This window comes from Streptacidiphilus jeojiense (genome assembly GCF_000719095.1).
In the GTDB taxonomy this organism is placed as follows: Bacteria; Actinomycetota; Actinomycetes; order Streptomycetales; family Streptomycetaceae; genus Streptacidiphilus; species Streptacidiphilus jeojiensis.
This window is the reverse complement of the sequence record NZ_JOEH01000068.1, coordinates 1-3216: the sequence shown is the minus strand read 5'-3', so window position 1 is coordinate 3216 and position 3216 is coordinate 1. Positions and strand designations below refer to the sequence as shown.

1 protein-coding gene and 1 pseudogene are annotated in these 3216 nt (G+C 67.4%); one reads left to right on the top strand and one right to left on the bottom strand.

The features are described from left to right. Positions 1-231: 231 nt before the first annotated feature. Complete coding sequence (locus tag IF29_RS48880) at positions 232-657, bottom strand: hypothetical protein (protein ID WP_380525283.1); 426 nt, start codon at positions 655-657, stop codon at positions 232-234. Positions 658-851: 194 nt separating this feature from the next. Here IF29_RS48880 and IF29_RS42995 point away from each other — a divergent pair. Next, a pseudogene (locus IF29_RS42995) lies at positions 852-2596 on the top strand (IS1182 family transposase). Positions 2597-3216: the final 620 nt, after the last annotated feature.

The following is a 3216-nucleotide window of genomic DNA, read 5'->3' as shown; positions in this document are numbered from 1 at the left end:
GAAACTCGGCGTATGGATCATGAACATGCGATCCCGCCGCACCAAACTCACCCCCGAACAACACACCGCCCTCGACAACCTCCACATGCGCTGGTGAGGCGGTCTGCCTCAACGTCGTTGGCAGCACGCCAGGTTCAACCGTGCCAGGCTGAATGCTGACGGGATTGTGATGCCTACAAGGGGGGTCTGTGGCCAAGGTCAACTCGCGTCGAAGAATCGAACGGGCGGGCGTCAATGCCCTACGGTCGCTGCTCGAAGACCACCATCACCCGGTCCAGGAGATCGACGGCGGCGCAGACCACGGCGAGGATCTCTACGGTGCAGCAGCGCCGGGCCCGGGTCATGCTGCACCACCCAGGCACGGTCGGCACCGGTGATCTCGTCGTCCACCCAGGACGCAAGGGGGCTACCCGGCGCCGTAGCGATGCCGGGGCGGTCCACTGCCCCCGGGCCAGGCACGGAAGACCGGCCAACACCGGCCGCCCACCCACCGACGCATCGTCGAGCCGACGCACGTAGCGGCTGTGCACCCGGCCCGAGACCGTCGCGCAGGACGGAGAGGGCGCCGAACCGCTGGTGGTGGCAGCGTGGACGGTGACGCGGCGCTGGTGGACGATGAAGGCGGCGACCACGACGCCGGCGGCCTGGTGGAACCAGAGGTCCTGGAGGAGTTCATCAGCCACGACCATTTATGATCGCGGTTCCGGTGACACTCCGTGGCTCTGCACTAAAAGGATGCTGTTGGTGATCTTCGCTCGTTGGGGTGAAGTCTTCTGGGCGGGGGTGGTCAGTCCGGTGGCGCTGTGCTGCCCTGATGGCAGGGGGCGGCGCGGGCGGTCGAGGGGGCCGTGATGGGCATGGGCCTGGGGAGCGGACAGAGGATTCCAGCGTTGACGGCGCGGATGGCTGTGGCGAGCAATCCGCGGGGCACGGCGGCGATGTGGGTGCGGGATCACCTCGATGGGCTGTTCGGTGATGAGGATTTCGCGGACTGGTACCCCGTCGACGGCCGGAAGGGCTTGTCGCCGGCCCGGCTCGCCTTGGTGTCGGTACTGCAGTACGCGGAGAATATGACGGACCGACAGGCAGCCGAGGCTGTCAGGTGCCGATTGGACTGGAAGTACTTCCTGAGCATGGAGTTGGACGATCCTGGCTTCGACTACTCGGTGCTGAGCGAGTTCCGCGACCGGATGAAGCAGGGCGACCGGGCTGACCAGCTGCTGGCGGTGATGGTCGCGCGCTTGGTCGAGGCGGGACTGGTCAAACAGCGTGGGAGGGTCCGCACCGACTCCACCCACATTCTGGCCGCGGTCCGACGGCTGAACCGGGCGGAGTTGGTCGCCGAGACGCTGCGGCTAGCCTTGGACGCGCTGGCCGTCCAGGGTGAGGACTGGCTCGCCGACATGGTTGCGCCGGGCTGGGCTGATCGGTACGGGCGCCCCGTGCGCTACGACCGGCTGCCACGGGGCAAGGACGCCGTGCTCGAGTACGTACTGCAGGTCGGCCAGGACGGAGCCCGCCTCCTGCACGCCGTCTACCACAACGACACACCACCGCGCCTGCGGCAGCTGCGAGCCGTCCAGGTCTTGCGCCAGGTATGGATCCAGCAGTACTGGTACGACGAGCACGGTCGGCTCGGCTGGCGTGGACCGAAGTCCACCCGCGACCGCGCCAGTCGCCGCAGCACTACCCAACGCAACACCGGCAAGACGGAGACCGACGGCCGCCCCGATCCCGCCGCGGCGCGCGTCCCGTGGGCCAGCGTCGAGATCGTCACCCCGCACGACCCCGACGCCCGCTACAGCCACAAACTCACCGCCGGCGGAGACCGAGAGTGGATCGGCTACCGCGACCACCAGACCGAAGCATGCAGCCCAACCGGCGCGAACGTGATCGTGCAGGTCGTCACCCGACCGGCCACCGAGCAGGACATCGACGCCCTCGACCTCATCCACGCAGGCCTGACCGGCCAGGGCTTCCGGCCCGTCGAGCACGTCGTCGACCGCGGCTACACCAGCCCCGACAGCATCCACCACGCCGCCCAGCGCTGGAACATCACCCTCCTGGGCCCGGTTCGCGACGACCCCCGCGCAGGCGAACACGCCGGCTTCACCAAGCAGGACTTCCGTATCGACTGGCAGGCACGCACCTTGACCTGCCCCCACGGCGTCACCAGCCCACCTTGGAAACCCACCCTCGGCGACGGCCATGCACGACTGTCCGTGCTCTTCCCGCGCAAGGCCTGCCGGGAGTGCGACGACCGACTCAGCTGCACCGGCACCATCGACGGCAAGGGCCGCCACATCTTCCTGCTTCCTCAGGCCCAGCAGGAGATCCAGACCCGGGTCCGACAAGAGCAGCCACGCACGAATGGCGGGAGCGCTTCGCACTGCGAGCCGGCTGCGAGGCCACGGTCTCCGAGACCGTCCATGCCCACGGCCTACGGACCTGCCGCTACCGCGGCACCGAGAAGACCCACGTCCAACACGTCCTGACCGCAGCAGGAACCAACGTCATACGCCTCAGCCAGCGCCCAGACCGCCAACACCGATCAAGCACCCCCTTCCACCGGCTCTGCCAAAGCCTCAACTGCTGAAGATCACCAACAACATCCTAAAAGTGGGTCAGAACCACTTTTCCCGAAGCGTTGACAGCGGGTGGCCCCTCGTGTCATGTGGTGGCTGTGGTGAGTGTTCAGGTGCCGCCTGCGCGCGTGAGTCCGAGGTTGATGAGACGGCGGAGGTTGAGGGCGGCACGTCGCATCCAGGACGACACAGAACTCCTCGACCTCGACGCACGCTCCACCACCAGCCCACCTTGCGGCACAGCATCGGCCGGAGGTCCAGCCAGTCACGCTGCCCCACCGGCTGGGCCCTCCCCAACCGCCGGCAACCGGCATCGACCCCGAAGGCCCCCACCAGAGGCACCGCCGACGCGGACATTGCTGCCGTCGGTGTCATGCGCAGTACATCCCCGCGGCTGCGGCCGATGAGTGTGCCAGGGCAGCTCGCCCCTCGTTCCTTCATACCTCGCAGCTGTCACTAACCCTGTGCCTTGGATTCCAAGAAGGTGACACAGTCCCAGTTGGGCTTGGACTGGTGGAAGGCGCTGGGGGCCGTCTCCACATCCACCATTCTGCCGGGTTCCACCGTCGTGTACATCAGAAGGTCGCTGACACGCCGCGCCAGCTGGTTCACCACCTGGTGGTACGAATCC